Here is a 20679-nt window from a genome sequence, read left to right as displayed (position 1 = left end):
ACACTTTATCCTTTCCTGAATAGTCTGTCACGCCATGACGTGTGTGCTGTTAATGGAATCGTATTCCAGTCAGGAACCTGCAGATCATACATAAAATCTCCTGTCTGATGTTCTTCCATTAATCTCTGGTTAAAATGGTTATCCATATTGTAGCCTGTCGGAACAAAGAAAAGCACATCAAATCCCAGCAGGTTCAAAAATGCTGCATAGACAGAATCCTCCAAAGTGATCAGTACTTCTGAAGCATTGATGTAGATCAGTTTCGGATTCTTCTTCGTAAAATCAAAATTCTGTATCAGCCGCGTGACCTGTTTCGGCAGGTTCAGTGCGACAGATATGATCGTATATTCTGTTCCATTCTCAAATGTTCCCCGGATCAGCCGCTGCTCGATCAACGCCTCCAGCTTGTCCAGGATGTACTCCTGCATCTCTTCCCGGAGAAATCCATACGGATATGCCGGATGATTCCGGATCTTCCTGCGCTGCAGTTTCCCGTTTCGGAAAAATTCCGCCGCGTACATTTTAATCGGATTCGGTGATGTGGAAGTCAGAAACGGAGGATGATCGATCACCACCGTTTCCGGTGTCATCAACTGTTTGATCGAGATCCAGTAACCCTCTGTTTTCCTGTCCTTCACGCCGGATATTTTTGAAAAAATCACCGGCATGTTCACGGTTCCGTCAGACGTACTGAAATTTGGTCTGTATTTCATCTCCGTATTCCAGAGAAGCTTGATCTCCCTGTCCATAGTCTGCAGCGAGATCGTATTGGCTTTCGTAAACTGCTGATCCCGGAATATCACAGAGTCATTGTACATCAGTGTATCCAGTTCCCGTTCTGCATGATACGCGGCAGTTCCTATATGAAGCTGTGCGTTTTGCTCCGGAAACTGATCCAATTTCATTGAAGTCTCATAATTTATCTCATATAAAAGAGTATCTTCAAGCATGCAGTGTTCATTCCGGTCCGGACACAGAATCAGGACATCCACCGGCACTCTCGCCAGAAATTTCATAAAAAGAACTTCATTTACATTCTGACATGCGCCCAGATGGATAAAACAACCTGTGTCGTTTTTCTTCCAGTTCTTAAAAATCTGGTTCTGATATCTCCGGATCCAACACAAAAGATACACACCCTTATTCATCAGTCTGTTAAGATTGATCTCCAGCTCTCCTGCTTCCAGCTTCATCACTTCTGCAAAAGCCCTGCAGAGTACTGCCTGCAGAACCGGGCTCACCGGATATTGTATATTCATCTGCAGATCCGCGATCATCTGCTCCACTCCTGTATAGTGGTTTCTGCGGATCTTCATGATCTCATCTGTTGTCGGGTTTGGAATGCTGCCATTCACGATCACTGTCTGCCGCTTCTGATTCTTCAGTTCCAGATAAAACTGGTACAGATCATTTGCATAAGTAAGTTTATCCTCCACACCACCTATCCGCAGATAACAATTATAAAAAAGATCCTCCCTGTCGCCGCGCTGCTCCGGTGCTTTGAGGATATCTGCCAGTCCACTTCCTTCGATCCAGGCATTTGTGCAGTTGATAAGCCCATCCTTTGAACCAAACAACTTCTGATTCTCCTCTGCCTTCTCAACCTCTGCTCTCAGTTTCTTAAGTGAAAAATCCGCCGGGAATCCTCCGACGTTTTCTCCTGTATATAAAGTAGATTTCTGAGACTGCGGATCAAGTTTCAGATACGCTTCATCTCCCATCGGTTCTGCAAGGACCACATCACATCCTGCATTTGAAAGAACAGAAATCAGCAGAAGTTCATAATTACTGATCGAACCAACATAGAGGATCTTGGGAACATTTTGCTGTCCGAGCTGATTCACGATCCGCTCAAATTTGTAATAAAGCCAGCACATAAACTTGATATATGCATTCTTGAGCATATTTTCAGTTTTTCCCGCTCTTCTCAGTTCCTCCAGTGAATCATAGATGGAAGCGGCTACATTCTCGTTCTGTGAACGATTCATCCTGGGGAGCCATTTCTGAAGCCCTGACATGATAAAGCCCATGCTGAGCTGAAAATCATTCCCCATCATTTCATAGTAATAAGACAGATTCCCCTCCGTGGGATTCGGTATCTTACCCTCAACGATCACTCCGCATTTCCCCGCGGCATCATAATAATCGTACAGAAATCTGCCGATTTCTTCCGAGTAACCATTGATACGGTAAAAATAAACACCCTTTTCCCTACGCTTCCCCAACTCTGTAAAAAAGTCACTGAGGCTTTGAATTTCCTTATGTTCTAAAACCAACGATTCTCACCTCAATATTTATTATAAATCATATTGTGACTCTCTTTTTTCAGAATAGTCACTGTAAATCATTTTATCATAGTCGACTGTTAATTACTACAGGTCTGGATTATTTTAAGATAATTTTTAGAAAATAGTTACATTTGTCATATAGTGTAAAGTTATGTCCTATTTTACAGGTAATAGCAGTTTCCACTGCATCCGTATGGAAAAATCTGCTTCTTCATTTCTGTCCGGAAAGCAGCTTCTGTGTCTGTATTTTCCAGAATCTCAAGAGCAGTTTTGAGGTTTCGGATATCTTTCTCCATAAAATCGGTGTAGTTGCCTCTGCCGACCAGTTTCAGGTGTGTAATCCCGGCATCTCTCAGTCTGTAAAGTGCACATAGACCGCAGCCGGTCGCACCGCACAGATAGCCGTTGTCATCGTATTTGGGGGCAGTGGCATCTTCATCCTCAGATTCATCTCGTACCGGTTCCGTCCAATAGGGAACCCTGCACAGATGCCCTAGCTCATCACAGTGAAGCGAATTACAGAACGCTCCCGTAAACTGGCACATCTCATTCAGCACAAAAGCCTCAAACTCTGTCTCCGCCCGTCTCCCACCGGCATTTCTTTCCGAGCAGATCACAGACTGCATATCCTCGAAGCTGTTTTTCCTGTGAAAAATCACCCTCTTCAGATCCAGACGCTGAAAAACTTCCACTGTTCTGCGGTTGATCTCTCCCATCTCACCACTCATATGGATTTCGCACGGGATTCCCTTCTCCCTCAGATAAACGATCAACGCCGGGTCTGCAATAATATAGCTCATAAATCCAAGTTTCATACAGTTCTCTATGATCTCCACGATCTCCGGATACTGCTGTGGAATATAGTACAGGGAATTGAATGTCAGATGTACCGGCTTTTTGTATTTCCGAATCATTTCTGACAAAATTTCCAGTTCACTGAACGCCCCAAGCTGCACATGATAACACAATACCTCACGACGGTTGAGCGGCATGACAGTTCCGTACTTTTCCGTCCACGAATACGGTACAAATCCGCTGAAAAACTCATCTGCGCCTGCTTCCACGAAACGGATATATTCATCTGCTGATCCCAGTCCTGCTGTAATCTTCATCATCTTTTTACCTCATAACAGATTCAGGACAAGTCTGTCTATATTTGAATCTGTATACCTTTTTAATTGTTCTGAATCTTCCAGGAAGTCCCGGTCCAGCGCAAACAGCGAATTATATCTCCCTATCATATTCAAATGTTTCGGATACAAAAACGCCGCATTTTTACAATACTGCGGACATTTGTATACCAATCTCTGTCTGCCTCTGTCTCCTTCTTTCTGCACTGCATACAACGGACAATACTGCGACGTATTCGTCTGGTAAAATGGAAAATGCAGGCTGTTTTTTCCTGCCGGGATATCCTGCATATAACCACAGGACTCCCACTCCGCCCGCTCAATTCCTAAACTTTCTCTCAGAAATTCCTGGTAAAAATCTGCATTGAAACTGTTCTGGCTGTACAGGTCTCGCTCGCCTTTTTTGTAATTGATACGGGGATCTTTTTTTCTTTTGTTAAGAAGCGTTCCGAGGCAGGGGAGCAGATGTTTCGTTTCTTTTCTGATAAAATCTGCCATTCCCCAGTCGTTGACTACACACTCCATTTCAAGTTCATTTTTGCTACACCAGTGATCGATTTTTCTTAACAATGCAAAGGTGTCTTCAAGCAAAATTTCTCTGACATAAGTAAAAGAAAGCGTAACTGCCGTAAACTCTTTTTTTGCCTTTTCCAGCATAGCAAAAAGAAGTTCTTCCTCTGGAAAAAGGAGATGACAGAACTGGTTTCCAATATAAATCCGATCCGGGATACGCGCTTCCAGACCGCTTCCCTGGAGATGATTTTTTCTCAGATAATCATGGTAAAATTCCGGAAGAGATTTTTGCAGGTATGCCGTATAGCGTTCCGGGCAGTCAAGTTCTATGGCAAATTCTGTGTGCTCCGGGATTTCCATATTGATCTCAGTACGACCTGCTTTTTCTGCAAACCAATACTGTCTCTGTTCCTCCAGACTGCTGCAATGCTCACCGTCAAATTCTGAGGGATATCCTGTCAGTTCGCTTTCAAGTTCTCCGTCATCTTCCAGTTTCAGCCGGATATATTTGCTGTACTGCCGCACAAGTTTCTGCACCTGCCGCCGATACTCTTCCTGCTCCGTCCATACAAGAAACTGCGTAAAAAAATCCTCTTCTTTCTCTCTGCAGATTTCAAATTCTGTAATGACTACAGTCCCGTATTCTGCCCTCTCCATATCATAAAAACAAACTTCCAGTTTCTGTGGACTGCAGATAGCACTCGCGGTTCGAAAGCAGAATCCTTCCTCTGCCATTTCTGTAATCTGAATTTCTTTTCTGTTTCCCGGACTCTCCTGCATTACAGCACTCAGAAGTCCATACGGCAGCATGGGGATTCCATGAAAGCGTTCCTTCTTTTCCTGCATCCTGTACATCTCCTCATTTTTCTCGTCTCAGTATAACATTTTTTCTTTATAATACACAGAGGGTGTTATACTTTCCTTTCGTATAACACCCTCTGCATTTCCATTCGTGCGGCTTCTGTATGATTCTGTTATTTTATCCCGGTCATCTCTTTTAATTCATAAATATGTCCCTGGATCTTGTCTGCTTCCAGTTTCACAACTTGTGTCGTTTTTTCCGGATAGTATCTTGTTGAGGAAACAACTTCCCCGTGATTCAGATAAATTTCCACAGCTGTTGTGTCCACAAGCATCCGGAACTCTTTTAATCTGCCTGACGGAATGACTGCCTTTCTCTGTTTCCGTCCTGCACCGGCTTTCTCAGATAATCGCAGGCAAGCTTCTCTGCCATCTGCCTCAAACATAAGATCATCTCCGACAGATATTCTGCATTTGCGTGAATCCAGTTTCAGGTCCAGCTCAAACGGTTTCCAGACTTCAATATTTTTCTGCGTCTCATCTATTTCACAACATCTTCCCCGAAGGGCTTCCATTTCTTCGACAGGATACTGGTACAATCTTCCATCATGTAAAGTGATCTCGCGCGGAATCGTCAGGCAGTGCTGCCAGCCCTCGTCTTTTGCTGTAGGATTCGTGTATTCCTCTTCGACATCCGGCAGACCCATCCAGCCGATCAGGATCCGTCTTCCTTTCGCATCCTCAAACGTCTGCGGCGCATAGAAGTCAAATCCCATATCCCATTCCTGAAATTCTTTCACATTGATCTTATCCTCTTTCAGAAGGAAATAGCCTGACTGGTAGATATTCTGAAAACGATATTCTTCTCGTTCAAGTCCCTGTGGAGAGATGGACAGTGCCTGCTCTCCGTCGATTTCAAACAGATCCGGACATTCCCACATGTATCCGAACGGCTCTTCTGTCGTAATTTCTTTATCATAATCCCAGTTTTTGAGATCCTCAGACTTGTAGATCAGCACAGCTCCCTGGTCATTTTTCTTTCGACCGCCCAGTGCCATGAAATAGTCAGCGCTATCTTTCCACACTTTTGGATCACGCACATGCTGCGTATAATCTTCCGGATAATTGCGGTAATCGACTGCAACTTCCTTCGCACTGAAATGAACTCCGTCCTCGCTCTCTACGTGAAGAGTACTGGCCTGCCTCCCGTTATTGATGTAATCGTAATCTCCGTCCATTTTGATATTTCCGGTAAAAAAAAGATGCAGCTTTTCATCCTCAACGATCGCAGAGCCGGAATATACACCATGGCAGTCATAGTTGCTGTCCGGGTACAGCGGCACGCCCTCGTATCTCCAGGAAACCAGATCCTCGCTGGAATAATGTCCCCAGAATTTCAATCCGCCCTCTGCATCAAACGGAGCATACTGAAAAAACACATGATATCTTCCCTTGAAATAGCACAGTCCATTCGGATCATTCAGCCAGCCCGTCGGAGGCATCAGATGATGGGTAAGACGCTGTTTCTGAATTTCTCTGCTCATTGCTGCGGTTTCTTCGATCTTTCTTACTTCTGTGTCAAGGATTCCTGTTAATGCACTCATTTTTCTGACCTCCTGTTATTTTTCGGCTATATATTTATGGTATCATTATCATTTAATTTTTACATGTATTTCATATACTATACATGTAATATTTTTATTTTATATGTAATCGTTTTCATATTTTTACGATATTATACACCATGCCATCCACAATTGTAAATACGCATGATGTCACAAAAAGCCTGTCGAAATTTGTACATTTTATATAATATAGCAGAAAAGCCGGCGGATACCCGGGGATCTGCAAAGAAAAAGGACTTCCCCACGGTACAGATTTAACTGTACGGCAGAGAAGTCCTCATTATTTAATATTAATTTTCAGCTCAAGATCAGATGTTCAGAAGGTCGCTGAATACCTTAAGTGCTCCGTCTGTCTCGTGAGCAAGTACACGTTTTGCAAGGACCTTACCAAGCTGTACGCCTTCCTGGTCAAAGCTGTTTACGTTCCACAGGAATCCCTGGAACATAACTTTGTTCTCGAAATGAGCAAGAAGTGCACCAAGAGATTCAGGTGTTACCTGATCACCAATGATGATGCTTGACGGACGTCCACCCTCGAAGTTCTTGTTTCGGTTCTCATCTGCTTTACCGCAGGCAAATGCTACGATCTGAGCAGCAACGTTTGCACAGAGTTTCTGCTGGCTTGTGCTGTCCTGGATCACTACATCTGTTCCGATCTGGCTGTTCTTGAAGCCGATGAACTGAAGCGGTACAATGTCAGTTCCCTGATGCAGAAGCTGATAGAAGGAATGCTGTCCGTTGGTTCCTGGCTCACCGAAGATAACCGGTCCTGTCACATAGTCTACAGGCTCACCGAAACGGTTTACAGATTTACCATTGGATTCCATGTCAAGCTGCTGAAGGTGTGCCGGGAAACGGCTCAGTGCCTGAGAGTATGGAAGAACTGCTGTGCTCGGATATCCCAGTACGTTGCGCTCGTAAACACCGATCAGGGCATCCAGCATAGCCGGGTTCTGCATTACGTCTTTGTTTGTTGCAAGCTTGTCCTCTGCTGCTGCTCCATCGAGGAACTGTGCGAATACTTCCGGTCCGAATGCCAGAGATAATACAGCACCGCCAACAGCAGATGTGGAAGAATAACGTCCACCGATATAGTCATCCATGAAGAATGCTGCAAGGTAGTCATCGCTCTTTGCAAGAGGTGATGTCTCACTTGTAACTGCGATCATGTGTTTAGATGCATCCAGTCCTGCATTCTTGAGGGCATCTTTTACAAAAGATTCATTTGTCAGAGTTTCAAGAGTTGTTCCTGATTTGGAAACCAGTACAAAAATGGAATGTGCAACATCAATAGAATTCAGAACTGCAGCTGCATCATCAGGGTCTACGTTGCTGATGAATTTTGCTTCCATTTTGAATTTACCGTTTTTCTTAGCCCAGTTTTCAAGTGCAAGATACATTGCACGAGGACCAAGGTCACTTCCGCCGATACCGATCTGGACAACAGTTGTGAATTTCTCGCCTGCTCCGTTTGTGATCTCACCAGCATGTACTTTGTTCGCAAATTCTGCGATCTTTTTCTGCTGTTCTGTATAGAAAGTTCTCTTGTCAACGCCGTCAGCTTCTACTGCGTTTCCAAGCTGTCCACGTGTCATATGATGAAGAACAAGACGTTTCTCTCCTGTGTTGATCACTTCTCCATTGTAAAGAGCTTCGAATTTCTCTGTAAGCTGTGCTTCCTCAGCCAGTTTCTTAAGTCCTTCCAGTACTTCGTCGTCTACCTGTTTTGCTGCAAAGTTATAAGCAAATCCCTCTGCCATCGGAACGCTGTAATTCTTTACACGCTCTGCACCGTTTTCTCCTGCCATAACTTCTGCAAGGTTTACTTTTTTTACTCTTTCGAGTTCCTTAAAAGAAGCAAGTGTATCCAGATTGTTCCAGGTAATCATATTTGATTCCTCCTTAAATATTATCGGTTTTTCGTTTCCGAACTTTTTCAATCATTTTAATTATAATATTAAATATGGGGAAATTCAAGGTAATTGTTCACAACTGGTCATGCCAGATCAATTTCCCATATCAGTCGCAGATAAGTGTCTGTCTGGAATCTGCGCCATCTTTCTTGAAGTCGGAATTTACAAATTCGATCTTCTTTGGTTTTATTTTGATGAGATTCATCGGATGCAGCATTTTTTCCAGAGCCTTCAGTGGAATCTTTCGGAAATCTGCCGCCTGCACATATTCCTGTGAAAATGGCTCTACAATAGATGCCAGGCCTGTGACCTGCATTCCTTTGAGCTTGCCAAATCCTTCATATTTATCAAAGATGACCAGGCATACATTTTTGTTCTTTTCCAGCGCATAAAACTTCTCGCCACCTTCAGAAAAAATCCAGAAGCAGTCGTCATGATACGTATACTCCAGCGGCGTACAGCGCACAAAATCTCCTGCCGCGGTTGCCAGTGCGCAGGTGTTGTTTGCCTGAATATACTCCTCCACGGCCTTTTTTAGAGCATCCTGGTCCAGCTTTTTTGACTGTGCATCTTTTTCTTTCCAGTAGTTTGCAGCTCTTTCGTATTCCTCGTGAGAAAGATCTGTATTCTCAGGGATTTCCTCATATTCATCTTTGTCCAGACAGAGTGGGATTCCTGTCTTGCTGTTTACATTGATCCCGCCATACCAGGTTCCTGTCACTTCCAGGATATCGCCAACCTGATAATCCATGGAATAGTCGTCATTTTTCTTGATTACTCTGACCTTTGCCATTTTTGTGCCTCACTTTTTGTTATAGTCGGATTACTTTTTGTCCAGGGTAAACTGTAACTTTTCATCGTCCCAGTATTTTACATTCAGTCCTTTATCCAGGAAATACTGTTCGATCACCTGATGCATCTCATCATAATGTCCCTCGCAGGCACAGTTTCCCAGTGGTTCGATCCACAAAGCCTGTGCTCCGCAGGCGTCGCGAAGGTGGAGTTTGAAATTCAGATGTTTTTGTTCCAGTATTCCGTTTACTTCTATGATTTCGTTGAAAGTGATAATTGCCATCGTTGTTCCTCCTGATGTTAAATTTTTCTGAATGGGATCTCCTTTCCATCATGTGATAAAACAATTTTATTTTGCTTTAATTCATATTCGAATTTATATATTGGTATTATTGAATTACCAGTAAAAGGAGCAAATCCAAAATCTGTCTCGAGTGGATTCAGCCACAATGTTACTGTATCATCATCCACTCCAATAATCCAGCCTCCGATTCCCGGATTTCCAGCCTCCGAATCATAAACGTCCAGATAAGGAATCTTTGCTGAATTAATTATAAGATCATAACAACTGTTATAGAAAAAAATGTCACTGTCATCGTCATCATCACTGGTCTCTGTCCCGTCTTTTTTCAGGTCTACTCCTGTATAATAGCCTGATATCTCCCCTAACCTTTTCGCATCTACGCTAAAATAAATCATCGAAAAAATGATCAGCACGATTACTGCCACTGTAATAACTATTTTCTTTTTCTTTGTATACACTGATATCCCCCTTCTGATAATTATAAATTCTGGTTTTATTATAATCTCTCTTTTTGTGGATGTACAACCAAATTTTCCGGCAAAGTTCGACCTTGCCTGCATGCAAAAAAATCCCGGTCTGCTCTGGATACTGGCAGTCCGGGATTTCATACTATATTAGATTATTTTACTTCTACAAGTTCAATCTTGAAGTTCAGTTCTTTGCCTGCCATCTCGTGGTTTGCATCGAAAGTGATAGTGGTTTCTTCCTTTGCTGTTACTTTAACCGGGAATGGCTGTCCGTACTGGTTGGACAGATATACCTGCTGTCCTACGGTAAGATCCTCAGAACCCGGAAGCTGTGCGATCTCAAGTGTAAAGATTGCATTCGGGTCCGGCATGCCGTATGCTTCTTCCGGCATCAGATGAATTTCTTTGATCTCTCCGACTTCCATACCAGCTACTGCTGCATCGAAGCCTTTGATCATCTGCCCTGCTCCACAGATAAATTCAAGCGGTTCTCCACGATCATAAGAAGAATCAAACTGTGTTCCGTCGTTAAAAGTTCCCCTATAATGGGTACGGCAGGTTTTGCCTACGTTCGGGCCTGTAAATGCCGGCTTGTGTGAACCACATCCACCACCGCAGGTTCCTCCGCAGGAATGTCCCTCTTCGTGATCGCCACAGGAATGACCTTCCTCATGGTGATGATGGTCACAGGTTGTTCCTGCTGAAACCAGTTCACCCTTAAGGTAAGCCTCTACCACCTCATCTGTGTTTCCCTGAGCACCTGAGCATAACTGAACCCCGGCCTCTGCAAGTGCATTCTGTGCACCGCCGCCGATTCCGCCACAGATCAGGACATCAATTCCCTGCTCTGCAAGAAGTCCTGCAAGTGCACCGTGTCCTGTTCCATTAGAACCGATCACTTCGCTGGAAACAACCTTATTATCCTCCACCTCATAAACCTTGAAATTCTCTGTTTTTCCAAAGTGCTGGAAAACATTTCCATTATCATAAGTTACTGCAATTTTCATGTAAAAATCCTCCAATTCATACTATGTCTGTCTGATTAGTATAGCTTGTTGGAGAGATAAAAGCAAGGGAAGACTTTTTTATAGTTTTTTCTAAACCACAGGTTCATTGTTTTGCCCCGGAAGCTGTGCTAATCTTAATGCATCGAAGGAACACGAGTCCTTCAAAAGAAGTCTTGCAGAAGGCAGACTTCACAGATATTTTTATCATAATCTTATATTAATCAGGCGCGTACAGCAGCGAAATAAATTAGCCTTATGAGTTTTCTATTGTTGCTCAGGTGATCTTTTTTAACCATAACACAGATAACTTCTGATCGGAGGTGCTCCACGTTGAAGTGGTATAAAGAGAGGTATTTACGCTAAAAAACAATACACATATCAGATGAGATCTTACATCGCGTCTCGCTCATAATGATATAAGGTATAAAGAAGTCTAAAACCTTCTGCAAGTTGTAACCAGACTAATTCACAGAAAGGAGCAGCCAATGTCATTTCTTGATAATCTTAAAGAAGAAGCAAGCTTCACAGAGACATTGAACGGAGCAAAGACTCACTCTACCTCCGGCGATGCCTGTCTGGATCTGTTTGCTGTGACCGGCGGCATGCGTCATCGTTCATACCGTGACCAGATCCATCTCTTTGATCGCGCTTATATCGAAAATCCAGAGCTGGCAATGAAGCTTCTTTTCTATATCCGCGATATCCGGGAGGGACTTGGCGAGCGTGAGCTTTTCCGCAACCTGATCCGGCATACCGCCAAAACCTGGCCGGAATCTGCCAGAAAAAATATTTCTTTAATTTCTGAATACGGACGTTTCGATGACCTCATGTGTCTGATGGGAACTCCATCTGAGGAAGCTGTTGTCGAGCTGATCCGCACTCAGTTGAACCAGGACTGTGAAGCTCTTAAAGAGCGAAAAGCAGGAAATATCAATGCACATATTTCTCTTCTCGCCAAATGGCTTCCTTCCATCAACACCTCTAGTGCACGTACAAGAGGACAGGCAAAGGTTCTTGCCTCTGCTCTTGGAATGAACGCCGGACAGTACCGCAAACTTCTGTCCGCACTTCGTGCAAATATTGCTCTGCCAGAGCGTTATCTTACGAGCAAAAAGCGGGGCAAAATCAATTATGAAGCTGTCCCGGCAGGCGCAATGCTCAAATATCACAAAACCTTCCACCAGCAGGATACCGAACGTTTTTCTGCTTTTCTGGCAGATGTCAATAACGGTCGGAAATCCATCCACTGTGACACGCTTTATCCATATGAGATCCTGCGTCCATTAATGCCGGATGGCCGCAGTCTTCCATACCGCGAACCTGACTCTGCAAATGCTGCACTGGAAACTCTCTGGAAGCAGCAGCCTTCCAAAGTATGTGAGCAGAATGCAATTTGTGTGATCGATGTTTCCGGCTCCATGTATTGTCATCGTTACGGAACGCCTATGCCGGCTCTGATCTCACAGGCATTGGGGCTGTATCATGCAGAACACTGCACTGGTACTTTTCACAATACATTCATCACTTTTTCATCCAACCCGGAACTGGTGGAAATTTGCGGTCAGACACTCGAAGAGAAACTTCGTTATATCCAGAGCAGCAGCTGGGAATTTTCAACAAACCTTGAGGCAGTTTTTGACCTGATTCTCCGGACAGCAGTCAATGCTGGCACACCTCAGGAAGAAATGCCTTCCACCTTATTTATCATCTCTGACATGGAGTTTAACGGTGCAGTGGAAAATCCGGATAAAACCATTTATGAAAATGCAAAAGCTGCATTTGAAGCCAAAGGCTATCAGCTTCCTGCTGTTGTATTTCACAATGTCAGCAGCTGGCAGATGCAGACTCCAGTCAGAGCTCATACCAAAGGTACTGCGCTCGCAAGTGGTGCCGGAACTAATTCCTTCAACTACAAATTTGATGGAAACATCACGCCGATGGATCACATGCTCCGCGTTTTAAACAGTCCCCGTTACGCGGCTGTGCATGCATAACCGGAGACTGTATCACTGGTGTTTCCTCGATACATACGAAGAAAACAAGAAGAGGCCATTTCGGCCTCTTCGTATACCAGCAAATCTTCCATCTGCACATGGTACAGATGGCTGAGTGCCAGCAGGTTATCAATTGTAGGGAGACACGCTCCGCGTTCCCATTTGTAAACTGCCTGCTCAGATATGCCGCCCATGTATTCACATACAGCGGCAACTCTGATTCCGTTCTCCTTTCTCATATTTCTTAATCGTTTCCCTGTTTTTTCTATCTGAATCACAGGAAAAGAAGTCGTTGTCATACGACATTCCCCCTTTTTCATTCCCTCTGAATTATCTTCATCATTGCATCGATCTGTTCCTGCATTACATCGACCAGTTCCAGACGGTCAAGCCAGTCTTTTGGAATTGCATCCATTCCCAGATATGCTCCAAGAATATTTCCGGCAACAGCTCCGGTAGAATCACTGTCTCCGCTGTGGTTTACAGCTGCAATCAACATTTTTCTGATATCATCTGGATACTTCAGACAACAGTATATCGCAATTGCCAGTGCTTCTTCTCCAACCCATCCTCCGCCGAGTTCTTTTTCGATAGTGGATGCATCTTCCTCACAGGCTGCTTCACTCAGTGCAATAGCTTTCTTTATGAGCCGTTCAAAATATGCCATGCTTTCGGATTCTCCAAACTGATTTTTTGTATCAGCCAGAGATTCCTCGATGATGAGTTTCAACGGCTTCTTTTCTCCATAAATACATTTGAAAACAATATCCGAAAGCATACCTGCCGGAATCCAGCCAAGCGGATGACCGTGAGTTATGGCTGCCGCTTTGGCACCATTCAAAAGAGGTAAACCGTAAGCGTCTGTGAATCCAAGCGGTGCAGTCCGCATAACGCCGCCACAGCCTTTGCTGTGGTTGATCGGTTCCTGAATTGTTCCCATCTTGCCTGATGTCAAAGCATACAGACAAGTATTACCCGGTGCCCGGCGGCAGTTCATTTTCGGAACCATGGCGAGTCTGCTTGGCCAGTCACATGGCAGTTTTACACTCATCCCCTGCGTCTGCGCCCATTTCAGATAAGAAAGGTAAATTTTTTCCTCCACTTCATCTTCTGTCTCCACAGACATTCCCTCCATGGTAAAAAGAGTCATCTGTGTATCATCCGAAATGATCGCTTTCTCTCCCGTCCGCAGCAGATCCTGGATTCCGTCTTTTCCATATTTATTCTTGATACTGCTATACAGGTCAAATTCCACTACATATCCCAGAGCATCACCCAACGCCCCTGCAAATACACAGCCGCTTATTTTGTCCTGAATCATCTGATATTTTTCTTTTTCCTGCATATTTGTCCTCTTTTCCACAAAACGCAATTCTCAGAGCCCTATTTATTGTTACAAGAACAGTATAACCCTGAAAATTGCAATTTTGTGTTTTCTTATAATTTTTTTATCGTCCTATTACTTTTCCTTACTGCCATCCAGATATCTCTTATTATATCCTCGGATTGCTTACCCCATATCACTCTTTTTCCACACCAAATGCTTTAGAAAAAGCTTTGTAGTTCTTTGTCTCATATCCTGCACAGAATATCGCATATTCAATTACTTCAAAGTATGATTCATATTTTTTCTGCACTTCCCTGAAAGCCTTCGCGACAATCTCCGGTGGATTACAGAAGGCACCGCATCCGAACGCTCCAAGAATCAGCACCTCTGCCTTATTTGCTGCCGCCACCCTGAACAGTTTCTCAATTCTCTTCAAATGCAATTTGTACAGTGCATCTTCCGCAATATCGGCAGGTTCATCCCCGGCACATGGATTCATAAAATTACTCGGTGCATTCCGTAAGTTTGGGGCTGCACAGGTCAGAACATCCACCTGATACCAGTCTTTTTCCTCCATTCTTTCCGGAAATGAAAGATCACTCTTAAAAACAATTACTCCCGGTGTATACAGGCAGTCATCATTATACAGGGGATTTCCGGCTCTTCTGTGTGGAGTGTAAAACTCCTGCCACATTTTATCAATATCAAGGCACGGATACAATGTACTGCACCGGCATAAAGACTCCTCCTGTGCTGAGCTTCCATGTACCACACCGCCGCCAGGATTCGTCGCAGATGCAAAGTTAAGCACACATACCTTTTTTCCATTCCTTGCATATCTGGATGCAGTTTCAAAGCTTCTGCCTGTTGAAACGAGTGTCCTGCACTTACTGGCATTACTCTCTGGAATTTCCACATTTTCTGCTTCCAGATACAGTGTCTGTTTCTCTACAGATTCTTTTATTGCCTGCTGCAATCGCTCATTTTCAGACATCATTTCCATGGAATCTTTAAATATAGTTACGTTTTTTGTTCTTCTGTCAAACATAGTATTCCCCCTATTCCTTATGGCGTCTCCTGTAATCTTCGCGGATCGGGTCACAGCAGGAAAATGCTTCATTCATCTCTTCTCTGTTTCTGGATCTGCGTACTGCTGAGACTGTTTCGGAAAGCACCTGGTAATTCAGTACTGTGCCTGCGCTGTCACTTTCATAGTTTAAAGCTCTGTCAGCTCCAATTCCAAATCTTGCAGCAACCTGAATGGCATCAATGTTTGCTCCAAGAAAAAGGAACTCCCATCCGTATTTCTGTTTTTCTTTCTCGACCATTCGCTTTACCTTGTCATAAGTGTAACACCGGCTGGCATTCTCCATTCCATCTGTAGTGATAATGAATAAGGTTTTTTCCGGTCTGTCTTCTTCTCTGGCGTATTTATGTACATTGGCAATGTGATGGATTGCGCCGCCGATCGCATCCAGAAGAGCGGTACAGCCTCTTACATAGTACTGGCTGTCATTCATCGGCTCTATCTTATCCACCGGAACCCTGTCATAGAGAACTTCACACTGACTGTCAAAAAGTACCGTAGAGATTAAGACCTCTCCTTCTTCTTTCCGCTGCTTCTCGATCATGGAATTGAATCCCCCGATCGTATCTTCCTCAAGCCCTCTCATAGAACCGCTTCTGTCCAAAATAAAAACAACTTCTGTTAATCCCTTACGCATAATTTATCCTCCTCTGGTTTCTTATTTCTCGGTGTTTTTTCTTGTTGGACTCATTATACACAAAAGCTGCTCTTAACCGGTCGTTTGAAAAGCGACCCTTATTTTTCTACGAAATAATACATGGCAGGCCATGTTCCTCAAGCTGAATATCCAGTTCGATCATGTCATAAATTTCATTTTCAATAAAATAGGAAAAAATAATATCTGTCTTATCGCAGGGTGATAATGCATAACCCGCTCTGGCAAGCAGATCTCTGGTCTCATCCAGATTCAGTTTTGCCCCTACGCAAAGACATAATGCTGTCAATTTGTTTGGGTGATAATTTACATTGTTTTTTATTTTTGAAAATATCTTTTTATCTACAATTGCCCGCTTCCAGACCTCAGCATTTTCCATCTTTCTTTCCTGGATCAGATACATTAAATACTCCGAAAAAGTATCCGAAAGATGGCTCATTCTCTCTTCCAGTTTTCCTTCGTGTAATCCTTCAAAATCCAGAAATGAAGCTTCATCTTCACCAAATCCACAAGGTTGTGAATCCACTCCACTCAAAAACAACTTTGGTTGTTTTTCCTGCGTCCCATTATTTTTATTTGGTCTTCTGTCAATATTGGATGAGCTCCGCTCTCTCCACAACCTGATAGACTGTTCAGAAGACTTTCCGTATTCTTTTTCCCGAACACTCTCTACATAATTGTGGTCAATATAAGATTCCAGATTGGGATAAAGTTTTTCCCCAAGTGCTGTTGCCTTCCTGCCAAAAACGACCAGATAGATCAGCATCTCATTGCTAAGAAGAAATGTATTTATCTCATCTGCCGCGATTCGTATTCCCTCTTCCTTCGGATATCCGAAACCGCCTGTGGATATCAATGGAAACGCGATAGACTTAACCCCGTTCTCCTTCGCAAGCTGCAGGCTTTTGCTGTAACAGGAGCGAAGTTTCTTCTCTTCTCCATGCTTTCCATCGACATAATATGGACTTACTGCATGGATAATATACTTCGCCTGCAACTGAAAACCGGGAGTAATGAACGCACCGCCTTCTTCCACGAAACCGATATGTTTCTTACGATATTCCAGCAACTCCTGATATCCGGCCGCTTCGTATACTGCGCTGTCACAGCCTGTGCCAACAGCAGCATGGTCATTCGCTGTATTAACAATCGCTTCTGTGTTCATTTTTGTGATATCGTTGCGTATGATTTTAAATGGCATATATTCCCCCCGCTTTTATAAACATCCCATATTTACTGATATTTCCAGTATATACGAAACAAATAAAAAGTGCCAGAGTATTGCCACATTTGCTAAAACATGTAATAATTATTTTGTTTTTACCCACATATTCATAAAAAAGGAACTGATTCAAATGAAAACATACGAAGAATTACTCTCAGATATCGAAGACGATATTGAACTCATGGGTGCGTCGCATATCGTTTATTCCATGGAAGAAAATAATATCATTACAGACTACGATTACCTCCCATCCGATTCCTGCAATATCTCCACTACCTTAAAGGACCTGCAGGAAAATATCCGCCAGCAGATGCTGTACGCCAAAGTTTCCGGTCACCTCGCTGCTGCAGATAAAACTGCTCCGAAGCTGGCAGTTATTTTTCCGGGCATCGGATATACTGCTGACAAACCACTCCTGTACTACACAAGCCGCCTTGCCAGAAAACATGGATACCAGATCCAGACCGTCTCCTATGGCACCCTCCCGGAAAATATCAAAGGAGACTCTGTCAAAATGCGGCAGGCTTTTGATCTCGCCCTCGCACAGACAGAAGAATCCCTGCGCGATATCGACTGGACCTCTTACGGCAGCATCCTCTTTATTTCCAAAAGCATTGGTACTGCTATCTCTTCTGCTTATGCAGCCCAATATAATTTAAACGTAAAAAATATCCTGTTTACGCCATTGGCAGACACCTTCTCCTTCCCGCTCCAGGGAAGCATCGCCTTCCACGGCACTGCCGATCCGTGGGCTGAAACTGCTGCGATCCAGACTTTGGCAGAGCAGAAAGAAGTACCACTTTTTCTCACCAAAAACGCCAATCATTCCCTGGAGACCGGCGATATCCAGACCGATCTCTCCATTCTCAAAACTACGATGGACCGGGTTGAACGGTTTATCATTTAATCTGTGACAATAATTAAGCCCTTCTGAAGTTTAGCTCAGAAGGGCTTTGCTGTTTATTTCCATATTCCTTTGCTTTTCCGGACGTAATAGTAAAGATCGTTTTCCATCGCCATAACTTTTTCGAGTGGAATACTCTTGAACACTTTCATTTTCATCTTGAATTTGATCCAGACAGCTGAGTAAATTCCAAGTACGATAAAGCAGCCACCTGTCAGAAGCCAGATCATCAGACGTTCATGTGGATCACTGGAGATGTTGAGGACCATATATGCGGTTCCGACGATTCCTATTACCGGAAACAGGGCACCGCATGGCACTTTGAAGTTTCTCGGTGCATTTGGAAGACGTTTTCTGAAAACCAGCACATCCACATGTGCAAGTATGTACGAGATCATCCAGAATACAGAACCTGCCAGAATAAGGAAGGAGATCATATCCGCGGAACTGTCGCTCAGATATCCGAATATAAGAATTGCCGCACTTACAAACACCTGTCCAAACCACGGAACATTATGTTTGTTTGTCTTTGAAAAGATCTTCGGCATCATATTCATCTTTGCCATTCCCTGACAGATCACAGCAAGTGAGTTAACCGTGGAGTTCTGTGTACTTATTACCGCAAGCGCACCTACCAGCATCATCCAGACTTTTCCGACCTCGCCAAGTACCGCATATCCATAAAGAAGATGCGGTGCTGCTGAATCAGCAAGCTCGCCCCAGTCTACATAATTGTGGAAGCCAAGTACCATGACTGACTGCATGATAAAAATCAGAAACAGACCGATCATCATACCAAGCGGTACATTTCTCTTTGCATTTTTGACTTCTTTTGAGATCGGAATTGCATACTCTGCTCCGATAAACAGCCAGAATGCAACTGCTGTCATAGCCGCAATATCTTTAAAATCTGCATTGAGCACATAAGGCTGCTGTACTTTTACGCCTGTACCCATTCCGATCATTCCGATAAATCCCATCGCAACCAGGGAACCTACCAGCAGAAATGCAACAATATCCTGGATCTTCGCAAACATATCCACGCCGCGAAGATTCGCCAGCAGAATGATCACCGTCATAATGAGTGTGTATACAAAACTCGGAATATGACCTCCCACTACATCTGCCAGTGAAAAGGAAAAGATTGACGCTTCTACTCCACAGGACATTGTATTACAGATTATGTAGCCGCCAACCATCGATATCAGTGTCGGAAAAGGGCCAAGTGCCGCAAGTGTGTACTGTGCAAGTCCACCTGTCGTGTTTGGCATAAGTGCATTGAGTTCTGACAATGATGCAACCGTAGTCATATTAAGCAGCATGGCAATTGCCATCGCAAGTATAAACGTTACTCCAAGTGTACCGGCACCATTTCCAAGTGATACCAGACAGCTGGTCGCCACAACAAGTCCGACTGAAATAGAGACTACGTTCCCCAGACCTAATTTTTTTTCATTCATAAGCAACTCCTCTTGTGTTTAAAGAGCTTTGACGCCCTCATCTCCTGTACGGACTCTGATCACATTGTCGATATCATATATGAAGATCTTGCCATCGCCGATATGCCCTGTGTAGAGTTCCTTTTTGATGATATCAACGATCTTATCTACTTTCTCCGCTTCCACTACGATATTGATCTGCTGTTTCGGAAGCAGTTCCATCACTTCATTGCGCTCAACCTCGTATTCCGGAGTTCCCATCTCAATTCCACATCCAAGCACCTGCATGACAGTTGCACCTCTTACACCAACCTTGCTGAGATTCTGGATCAGATCTGTGAGTTTTGACATTCCGGTGATCACTTCAATCTTTACTATTCCACTCATATACGGTTCCTCCCTGTAATTTCCTGCAATTTTCTATACTGCTCAATCGTTATACCTGCATAATTCTTAAATCCCTTCATCATATGCGCCTCGTCATAATATCCGCACTCAAGTGCAAGCTCATCATAACGCATATTTCCGGTTTTTAACTTTTCCAGAAGAATCTGAAATCTTATATACTGTGCAAACTGTTTTGGAGATATACTATGATAATTCTTGAATACTCTCCTGAGATAACATGCTGAATAATTCGTCTCATCTACAAGCTCATTCATACTCACACAGCCTTTTGCACGGGTGATCCTGCTTACCAGATACTCATTGATCTTTTCCTTATCTGAAAGATCAGGTCTTCCATAGACAAGGGTTTCATAAGCCTCTTTGAAGATCCTGCTTCTGTCAACAATGTTGTCGGCAAGTGCAATCTTTTCCGTAAGGTTTTCCCCAAAGATATTACCATCAATTTCCACATCGTTATTTACAAGCATGTCCATCGTCAGGTCCTTCGGAAGAATTCCCTGTCCCGGCTGAAATCTGACGCCGAAACACAGATCCGCATCTCCCAAGTTCCAGTCTTTTACACTAAATACCGTTCCACTTATATAGGTCGTAACCTTGTCACTTCCTATATTGAAAAGCAGATCAATACTTCCATCCGGGACTGCTTTCAGCTCATGTGTTTTTCCCTGTCCAAGTGAAAATTCATAAAAATGAGAAATTCCAAGCTGTGGACAATTCAGCTTCTTGAGTTCATCGACTCCTAATTCTATGTATAACTGACGTGGATTAATGATCGTAGTATCTCTTCTCATAGTTAATCT

The 20679-nt window shown here is 43.5% G+C and carries 19 protein-coding genes; 2 read left to right on the top strand and 17 right to left on the bottom strand.

Features of this window, described 5'->3' with window-relative positions:
* Nucleotides 1-5: 5 nt before the first annotated feature.
* The 9 genes from DXC01_RS12625 to DXC01_RS12585 all read right to left on the bottom strand — a co-directional run bounded on the left by DXC01_RS12625 (nucleotide 6) and on the right by DXC01_RS12585 (nucleotide 10840).
* Nucleotides 6-2276 carry a YceG family protein gene (locus DXC01_RS12625; protein ID WP_118699034.1) on the bottom strand — a complete coding sequence of 757 codons (2271 nt, stop codon included), beginning with the start codon at nucleotides 2274-2276 and terminating at the stop codon, nucleotides 6-8.
* Between the two features lie 173 nt (nucleotides 2277-2449).
* A complete protein-coding gene (locus DXC01_RS12620; RefSeq protein ID WP_330427670.1) occupies nucleotides 2450-3403 on the bottom strand; it encodes a U32 family peptidase in 954 nt (317 codons plus the stop codon).
* A 9-nt stretch (nucleotides 3404-3412) separates the two neighbouring features.
* Entirely contained in the window at nucleotides 3413-4777 is a 1365-nt protein-coding gene (locus tag DXC01_RS12615; protein ID WP_118699033.1) for a hypothetical protein, read from the bottom strand.
* A gap of 128 nt (nucleotides 4778-4905) precedes the next feature.
* A complete protein-coding gene (locus tag DXC01_RS12610; protein WP_118699032.1) occupies nucleotides 4906-6336 on the bottom strand; it encodes a glycoside hydrolase family 32 protein in 1431 nt (476 codons plus the stop codon).
* A gap of 329 nt (nucleotides 6337-6665) precedes the next feature.
* A complete protein-coding gene (locus DXC01_RS12605) occupies nucleotides 6666-8246 on the bottom strand; it encodes a glucose-6-phosphate isomerase (protein WP_118699031.1) in 1581 nt (526 codons plus the stop codon).
* A 130-nt stretch (nucleotides 8247-8376) separates the two neighbouring features.
* A complete protein-coding gene (locus DXC01_RS12600) occupies nucleotides 8377-9063 on the bottom strand; it encodes a pyridoxamine 5'-phosphate oxidase family protein (protein WP_330427669.1) in 687 nt (228 codons plus the stop codon).
* A gap of 30 nt (nucleotides 9064-9093) precedes the next feature.
* Nucleotides 9094-9345: an RDAC family protein gene (locus tag DXC01_RS12595; protein ID WP_022213629.1), complete on the bottom strand. Its 252-nt coding sequence runs from the start codon at nucleotides 9343-9345 to the stop codon at nucleotides 9094-9096.
* A 17-nt stretch (nucleotides 9346-9362) separates the two neighbouring features.
* The gene (locus tag DXC01_RS12590) at nucleotides 9363-9926 is read right to left on the bottom strand and encodes a hypothetical protein (RefSeq protein WP_147342101.1); all 564 of its coding nucleotides are present in this window, start codon (nucleotides 9924-9926) and stop codon (nucleotides 9363-9365) included.
* A 59-nt stretch (nucleotides 9927-9985) separates the two neighbouring features.
* On the bottom strand, nucleotides 9986-10840 hold the full coding sequence (locus DXC01_RS12585) for an FKBP-type peptidyl-prolyl cis-trans isomerase (RefSeq protein WP_118699030.1): 855 nt from the start codon (nucleotides 10838-10840) through the stop codon (nucleotides 9986-9988).
* 485 nt (nucleotides 10841-11325) lie between these two features.
* On the opposite strand from DXC01_RS12585, the gene DXC01_RS12580 reads away from it, so the two are divergent.
* The gene (locus DXC01_RS12580) at nucleotides 11326-12834 is read left to right on the top strand and encodes a DUF2828 family protein (protein WP_118699029.1); all 1509 of its coding nucleotides are present in this window, start codon (nucleotides 11326-11328) and stop codon (nucleotides 12832-12834) included.
* Here the strand turns inward: DXC01_RS12580 and DXC01_RS12575 are convergent.
* From DXC01_RS12575 to DXC01_RS12555, 5 genes are all read right to left on the bottom strand, one after another.
* Nucleotides 12813-13133, bottom strand: a complete 321-nt coding sequence (locus DXC01_RS12575; RefSeq protein ID WP_022213625.1) for a helix-turn-helix domain-containing protein — start codon at nucleotides 13131-13133, stop codon at nucleotides 12813-12815. The two genes, DXC01_RS12580 and DXC01_RS12575, sit on opposite strands and share 22 nt — an antisense overlap.
* A 17-nt stretch (nucleotides 13134-13150) precedes the next feature.
* Complete coding sequence (locus DXC01_RS12570; protein WP_243111621.1) at nucleotides 13151-14179, bottom strand: ADP-ribosylglycohydrolase family protein; 1029 nt, start codon at nucleotides 14177-14179, stop codon at nucleotides 13151-13153.
* Nucleotides 14180-14354: 175 nt separating this feature from the next.
* Nucleotides 14355-15209, bottom strand: coding sequence for a TIGR02452 family protein (locus tag DXC01_RS12565; RefSeq protein WP_118699028.1), 855 nt, complete (start codon nucleotides 15207-15209; stop codon nucleotides 14355-14357).
* Nucleotides 15210-15219: 10 nt separating this feature from the next.
* Nucleotides 15220-15885: a vWA domain-containing protein gene (locus DXC01_RS12560; protein ID WP_022214646.1), complete on the bottom strand. Its 666-nt coding sequence runs from the start codon at nucleotides 15883-15885 to the stop codon at nucleotides 15220-15222.
* 106 nt (nucleotides 15886-15991) lie between these two features.
* A complete protein-coding gene (locus DXC01_RS12555; protein ID WP_118699027.1) occupies nucleotides 15992-17104 on the bottom strand; it encodes a macro domain-containing protein in 1113 nt (370 codons plus the stop codon).
* Between the two features lie 154 nt (nucleotides 17105-17258).
* On the opposite strand from DXC01_RS12555, the gene DXC01_RS12550 reads away from it, so the two are divergent.
* Entirely contained in the window at nucleotides 17259-18035 is a 777-nt protein-coding gene (locus DXC01_RS12550) for an alpha/beta hydrolase (protein WP_022214644.1), read from the top strand.
* A gap of 53 nt (nucleotides 18036-18088) precedes the next feature.
* Here DXC01_RS12550 and DXC01_RS12545 read toward each other — a convergent pair whose 3' ends face one another.
* From DXC01_RS12545 to DXC01_RS12535, 3 genes are read right to left on the bottom strand one after another with little or no spacing between them, the layout of a single operon-like run.
* Nucleotides 18089-19492, bottom strand: coding sequence for an APC family permease (locus tag DXC01_RS12545; RefSeq protein WP_022214643.1), 1404 nt, complete (start codon nucleotides 19490-19492; stop codon nucleotides 18089-18091).
* A gap of 18 nt (nucleotides 19493-19510) precedes the next feature.
* Nucleotides 19511-19858 (bottom strand): P-II family nitrogen regulator, encoded by a 348-nt coding sequence (locus tag DXC01_RS12540; RefSeq protein WP_118252699.1) that lies wholly within the window; start codon nucleotides 19856-19858, stop codon nucleotides 19511-19513.
* On the bottom strand, nucleotides 19855-20670 hold the full coding sequence (locus DXC01_RS12535) for a helix-turn-helix domain-containing protein (RefSeq protein WP_022214641.1): 816 nt from the start codon (nucleotides 20668-20670) through the stop codon (nucleotides 19855-19857). The genes DXC01_RS12540 and DXC01_RS12535 overlap by 4 nt, the downstream gene beginning before the upstream one ends.
* Nucleotides 20671-20679 lie beyond the last annotated feature (9 nt).

Origin of the sequence: Blautia sp. OM07-19, from assembly GCF_003481595.1 — a bacterium.
Taxonomy (GTDB): Bacteria; Bacillota; Clostridia; order Lachnospirales; family Lachnospiraceae; genus Blautia_A; species Blautia_A intestinihominis.
The sequence above is the reverse complement of the archived record's forward strand: the minus strand, read 5'-3'. Positions and strand labels throughout refer to the sequence as shown.

Coding starts and splice junctions, on each gene's coding strand:
- DXC01_RS12620 (WP_330427670.1), bottom strand. CDS start 3,403: ATGATGAAGATTACAGCAGGACTGGGATCAGCAGATGAATATATCCGT.
- DXC01_RS12615 (WP_118699033.1), bottom strand. CDS start 4,777: ATGCAGGAAAAGAAGGAACGCTTTCATGGAATCCCCATGCTGCCGTAT.
- DXC01_RS12610 (WP_118699032.1), bottom strand. CDS start 6,336: ATGAGTGCATTAACAGGAATCCTTGACACAGAAGTAAGAAAGATCGAA.
- DXC01_RS12605 (WP_118699031.1), bottom strand. CDS start 8,246: ATGATTACCTGGAACAATCTGGATACACTTGCTTCTTTTAAGGAACTC.
- DXC01_RS12600 (WP_330427669.1), bottom strand. CDS start 9,063: ATGGCAAAGGTCAGAGTAATCAAGAAAAATGACGACTATTCCATGGAT.
- DXC01_RS12595 (WP_022213629.1), bottom strand. CDS start 9,345: ATGGCAATTATCACTTTCAACGAAATCATAGAAGTAAACGGAATACTG.
- DXC01_RS12590 (WP_147342101.1), bottom strand. CDS start 9,926: ATGCAGGCAAGGTCGAACTTTGCCGGAAAATTTGGTTGTACATCCACA.
- DXC01_RS12585 (WP_118699030.1), bottom strand. CDS start 10,840: ATGAAAATTGCAGTAACTTATGATAATGGAAATGTTTTCCAGCACTTT.
- DXC01_RS12580 (WP_118699029.1), top strand. CDS start 11,326: ATGTCATTTCTTGATAATCTTAAAGAAGAAGCAAGCTTCACAGAGACA.
- DXC01_RS12575 (WP_022213625.1), bottom strand. CDS start 13,133: ATGACAACGACTTCTTTTCCTGTGATTCAGATAGAAAAAACAGGGAAA.
- DXC01_RS12570 (WP_243111621.1), bottom strand. CDS start 14,179: ATGCAGGAAAAAGAAAAATATCAGATGATTCAGGACAAAATAAGCGGC.
- DXC01_RS12565 (WP_118699028.1), bottom strand. CDS start 15,209: ATGTTTGACAGAAGAACAAAAAACGTAACTATATTTAAAGATTCCATG.
- DXC01_RS12560 (WP_022214646.1), bottom strand. CDS start 15,885: ATGCGTAAGGGATTAACAGAAGTTGTTTTTATTTTGGACAGAAGCGGT.
- DXC01_RS12555 (WP_118699027.1), bottom strand. CDS start 17,104: ATGCCATTTAAAATCATACGCAACGATATCACAAAAATGAACACAGAA.
- DXC01_RS12550 (WP_022214644.1), top strand. CDS start 17,259: ATGAAAACATACGAAGAATTACTCTCAGATATCGAAGACGATATTGAA.
- DXC01_RS12545 (WP_022214643.1), bottom strand. CDS start 19,492: ATGAATGAAAAAAAATTAGGTCTGGGGAACGTAGTCTCTATTTCAGTC.
- DXC01_RS12540 (WP_118252699.1), bottom strand. CDS start 19,858: ATGAGTGGAATAGTAAAGATTGAAGTGATCACCGGAATGTCAAAACTC.
- DXC01_RS12535 (WP_022214641.1), bottom strand. CDS start 20,670: ATGAGAAGAGATACTACGATCATTAATCCACGTCAGTTATACATAGAA.